Annotated in this window: 4 protein-coding genes; all 4 read right to left on the minus strand. The window is 72.5% G+C overall.

The window, feature by feature from the left end:
• Positions 1–165 precede the first annotated feature (165 nt).
• Genes ACZ4UB_RS35090 through ACZ4UB_RS35105 form a run of 4 tightly spaced genes read right to left on the minus strand, consistent with a single transcriptional unit; the run spans position 166 to position 4,703 of the window.
• A complete protein-coding gene (locus ACZ4UB_RS35090; protein ID WP_467968936.1) occupies positions 166–978 on the minus strand; it encodes a DUF3159 domain-containing protein in 813 nt (270 codons plus the stop codon).
• A gap of 3 nt (positions 979–981) precedes the next feature.
• The gene (locus tag ACZ4UB_RS35095) at positions 982–1,401 is read right to left on the minus strand and encodes an OB-fold nucleic acid binding domain-containing protein (protein ID WP_330333123.1); all 420 of its coding nucleotides are present in this window, start codon (positions 1,399–1,401) and stop codon (positions 982–984) included.
• 24 nt (positions 1,402–1,425) lie between these two features.
• Positions 1,426–2,112 carry a response regulator gene (locus ACZ4UB_RS35100; RefSeq protein WP_354384621.1) on the minus strand — a complete coding sequence of 229 codons (687 nt, stop codon included), beginning with the start codon at positions 2,110–2,112 and terminating at the stop codon, positions 1,426–1,428.
• A complete protein-coding gene (locus ACZ4UB_RS35105) occupies positions 2,109–4,703 on the minus strand; it encodes an ATP-binding protein (protein WP_468076643.1) in 2,595 nt (864 codons plus the stop codon). Before ACZ4UB_RS35105 ends, ACZ4UB_RS35100 begins: the two co-directional genes overlap by 4 nt.
• Between the last annotated feature and the right edge of the window lie 209 nt (positions 4,704–4,912).

The following is a 4,912-nucleotide window of genomic DNA, read 5'->3' on the forward strand; positions in this document are numbered from 1 at the left end:
GGGTTGGTGGTAGGGGGGGCGCCACCTCCCTTGTGGGTGTGGGGGGGGGGGGGGGGGGGGGGGGGGGGGGGGGGGTTTTGGGGGTTGGGGGGGGGGGGGGGGGGGGGTCGCCCCCCCCCCCCCCCCCCCCCCCCCCCTTCCGCGTCCCCGCGCAGTGCGCGGTGGTCAGGCCTGCTGGTTGCGCGCCGCCTTCGCGGCCTTCGCCGCCGCCTTGCGCTCCTTCTCGGCGGCCTCCTCGGCCTCCCACTCCGCCAGCACGTTGATCGGCGGCGGCGCCTTCGCCAGGAAGAGCCAGGTGAAGTAGACGGCCAGCACCATCGGCGGCAGCTTGAGCGCGATCAGCACCCAGCCCAGCTGCGTCTCGTCACCCCAGAAGTACAGCGGGAAGAGGATCGCGTACTTGGCGAGGAAGATCAGGCCCCAGGCCAGGCTGGCCTTGGTGTACGCCTTCTTGCGCCCCGGGTTGCGGGTGCGCCAGGACAGGTTCTCCTTGAAGACCGGCCCGAGCATCACCCCGAGCAACGGGAAGCCCACGAGCGCGGAGAGCGTGAAGGCCACGCCCAGCCCGGCGCCGTAGATCATCCCGGGCAGGTAGAAGCCCTTGGCGGTGCCGGTGAACAGGGCGAAGGCCACGCCGACGCCCACGCCGAAGACGCCGCTGAAGGCGTGCTTGACCGTGTCCTTGCGGGCGAGCCGCACGATGACCAGCAGGACCGCCACCGCGCCCGCCGCGATGGCGGACATCGTCACGTTCTTGTTGATCGTGTAGATCATGACGAAGAGCAGGCCCGGGAGCATGGTCTCGACCGTGCCCCGGATCCCGCCGAAGGCGTCGAAGAGGGCCGCCTGGGTCACGGCCTTCTGGTCCTCGGTCGGCTGCGCGTCCGGCAGCTGCGCGTCGGGCACCCGCGCGTGGCGCGCCCGCGCCTCCTGCGACGGGCCCGTCGGCTGATGGGTCGGTTTGTCGAATGACGTCACCGGCTAGTGCTCCTGTCCGAGCGGTCGGAGTTCGTACTTCGGGTTGAAGAGGACCCGGCGCCCATGGCTCATGGAGATCCGCCCGGAGGCGATCATGCGCCTGCCCGGTTCGATACCCACGATCGAGCGACGGCCGAGCCAGACCACGTCCAGCGCGGCGGAGCCGTCGAACAGCTCCGCCTCCAGCGCCGGCACGCCCGCCCTCGGCCGCAGCGTGACCGTGCGCAGCGTACCGGTGACCTTGACTATCTGGCGGTCGTGGCAGTCGCAGATCCGCGTGCACCCCGCGGCTTCTGCGTCCTCTTGCAGCTCCGCCGAATGCAGCTCCTCCTGGGAGGTGGACAGCCGCTCTATCATCCGGCGGAACCGGCCCCCCGGCCTGGCCGGTTTCGCGGGCTTCTCGGGACGCGGTTCAGCACTCATACAGGAAGCGTACCGGCGCGTCGGCTACCTCTCGAAGCGGTATCCCATGCCCGGTTCGGTGATGAAGTGCCGGGGGTGCGAGGGGTCGGCCTCCAGCTTGCGGCGCAGCTGCGCCATGTAGACCCGCAGGTAGTTCGTCTCGGTGCCGTACGAGGGCCCCCAGACCTCCTGGAGCAGCTGCTTCTGGCTGACCAGCTTGCCCCCGTTGCGGACCAGGACCTCCAACAGGTGCCACTCGGTGGGGGTCAGGCGTACGTCGCGCCCCTCGCGCACCGCCTTCTTCGCGGCCAGGTCCACGGTGAACCCCTCGGTCCGCACGACCACCTCGTCCTCGCCCGCGCCGGCGCCGGGCTCGGCCCGGCGAACGGCGGCGCGCAGCCGGGCGAGCAGCTCGTCCATGCCGAAGGGCTTGGTGACGTAGTCGTCGGCGCCCGCGTCGAGCGCCTCGACCTTCTCGTCGGAGCTGTGGCGGGCGGAGAGCACCAGGATGGGCACGCGGGTCCAGCCGCGCAGCCCCCTGATCACCTCGACCCCGTCCATGTCGGGCAGGCCGAGGTCGAGCACGACCACGTCGGGGTGACGGGCCGCGGCCAGCTCCAGGGCCTGCGCCCCGTCGGCGGCGGCGTCGACCTCGTACTTGCGCGCCTTGAGGTTGATCACGAGGGCTCGGACGATCTGCGGCTCGTCGTCCACCACGAGCACCCGGGTCATTGGGGTCCTGCCTTCTGTCGCATGTCGGTGGGTGTGAGCACGATGTCCGTCGGCGTGCGCACGATGTCCTCGGCCGCGGGCGACGGGGCCCTGCCGGCGGCGCGCAGGGTGAGCACCATCGTCAGTCCCCCGCCGGGGGTGTCCTCGGCCGCCAGGGTGCCGCCCATGGCTTCGGCGAAACCGCGGGCGACGGCGAGGCCGAGGCCGACCCCGGCGCCCCGCGGGGCGTCCCCGTGGCGCTGGAAGGGCGCGAAGATCTTGTCCTTGGCTTCGTCGGGCACGCCGGGGCCCCGGTCCACCACGCGGACCTCGACCCGGTCACCGAGGAAACTCGCGGCGACGGTCACCGGTTCCCCTCCCGGGCTGTACTTGACGGCGTTCTCCACGACGTTGGCCACGGCCCGTTCCAGCAGTCCGGGATCCACCGCGACCATGGGCAGCGACTCCGGCACGTCGAGCACGACGCTGTCCTCCGGTACGCCGCCCAGCGCCATCGGGACCACCTCGTCGAGGTCGATCTCCCGGATCAGCGGGGTGACCGTGCCGGTCTGCAGCCGGGACATGTCGAGCAGGTTGCCCACGAGGTGGTCGAGCCGGTCGGCGCCCTCCTCGATCCCCGCCAGCAGCTCGGCGCTGTCCTCCTCGGACCATTCCACGTCGTCGGAGCGCAGCGAGCTCACGGAGGCCTTGATCGAGGCGAGCGGGGTGCGCAGGTCATGGCTGACGGCGGCGAGCAGCGCGGTGCGGATCCGGTTGCCCTCGGCCATCCGGCGGGCGTCCTCGGCCTCGCCGACCAGGCGCTGGCGGTCCAGTACGACGGCGGCCTGCGCGGCGAAGGCGCCCAGCACCCGGCGGTCCTCCGCGGGCAGCACGCGCCCGCTCAGGGCCAGCGCCATGTGGTCGCCGATGGGCATGTCCACATCGGCGTCCTCGGGGCGGGCCACCGGATTGGGGCCGACGCTCCCGGCGGGGGTCCAGGGTTCCACGTCGGCCGCGCGTTCCAGCAGGGCCACCGACTCCATCGCGAAGGTCTCCCGGACCCGCTCCAGCAGGGCGTCGAGGGTGGTCTCGCCGCGCAGGACGCTGCCCGCCAGGAAGGAGAGGATCTCGGACTCGGCGCGCAGCCGGGCCGCCTGGTGGGTGCGCCGGGCGGCCAGGTCGACCACGGAGGCCACCGACACGGCCACCCCGAAGAAGACCGCGATAGCCACGATGTTCTTGGGGTCGGCGATGGTGAACCGGTGCACGGGCGGCGCGAAGTAGAAGTTCAGCAGCAGGGAGCCGAAGGCCGCCGAGGCGAGCGCCGGCCAGAGCCCGCCGAGCAGCGCGGCGCCGACCGTCAGCGAGAGGAAGAGCAGCATCTCGTTGGCGATGCCGGGGTCGGAGTCGATGTGCGTGAGGAACAGCGCGAGCAGCCCGGGCAGCGGTACCCCGACCACCCAGCCCGCCACGATCCTGCCCCGCCCGAGCCGGGCGGCGGAGCGCACGACGGGCAGCCCGCGCCCCTTGGCCACCCCTTCGTGGGTGACGATGTGGACGTCGAGGTCGGGTCCGGAGTCGCGGGCCACGGTGGCGCCGACGCCGGGCCCGAAGACGTACTGCCAGGCCTTGCGGCGGCTGGAGCCGAGGACGATCTGGGTGGCGTTGACCCCCTTGGCGAATTCCAGCAGGGCGTCGGGGATGTCGTCGCCGATCACATGGTGAAACGTTCCGCCAAGGTCCTCGACCAGGGTCCGCTGGACCGCCAGCTCCTTGGGCGAGGCCGCGGTCAGCCCGTCGCTGCGGGCGATGTAGACGGCCATGATCTCGCTGCCGGATCCCTTGGCCGCCATCCGGGCCGCACGACGGATCAGCGTGCGTCCCTCCGGGCCGCCGGTCAGGCCGACCACGATCCGCTCGCGCGCCTGCCAGGTGGAGCGGATGCCGTGCTCGCCCCGGTACTCGTTGAGGTACTCGTCGACCCGGTCCGCGACCCACAGGAGGGCCAGCTCGCGCAGGGCGGTGAGGTTGCCGGGCCGGAAGTAGTTGGACAGGGCCGCGTCGACCTTGTCGGGCTTGTAGACGTTGCCGTGCGCCATGCGGCGGCGCAGCGCCTGCGGGGACATGTCGACCAGTTCGATCTGGTCCGCCCGCCGGACCACCTCGTCGGGGACGGTCTCCCGCTGGCGGACCCCCGTGATCGCCTCGACCACGTCGCCCAGGGACTCCAGGTGCTGGATGTTCACCGTGGAGATCACGTCGATGCCGGCCTTGAGCAGCTCCTCGACGTCCTGCCAGCGCTTGGCGTTGCGCGAGCCCGGCACGTTCGTGTGCGCCAGCTCGTCCACCAGGGCTATCGCCGGCCTGCGGGCGAGGAGCGCGTCCACGTCCATCTCGGTGAAGGCGGCCCCGCGGTACGTCGCCTCGCGGCGCGGCGTCTGCTCCAGGCCGTGCAGCATCACCTCGGTGCGCGGGCGCCCGTGGTGCTCGACGAAGCCCACCACGCAGTCCGTCCCGCGCTCCACCCGCCGGTGGCCCTCGGACAGCATGGCGTAGGTCTTGCCCACGCCGGGCGCCGCGCCGAGGTAGATCCGTAGTTTGCCGCGTCCCATGCGCTCATTCTCCGGGACGAGTCGACCGAATACGCGCAGATGAACCCCCGTACGGCCATCCCTGACGGATCCCTGACGCGTGTCGGCCGCTCCGGGAACGGGCGTGGGGGGGGGGGGGGGGGGGGGGGGGGGGGGGGGGGGGGGGGGGGGGGGGGGGGGGGTGGGGGGGGGGGTGGGTGGGGGGGTGGGGTTTTCTCTGTCTCCTCTGC

The sequence above is a fragment of the Streptomyces sp. NPDC028419 genome, from assembly GCF_055565515.1.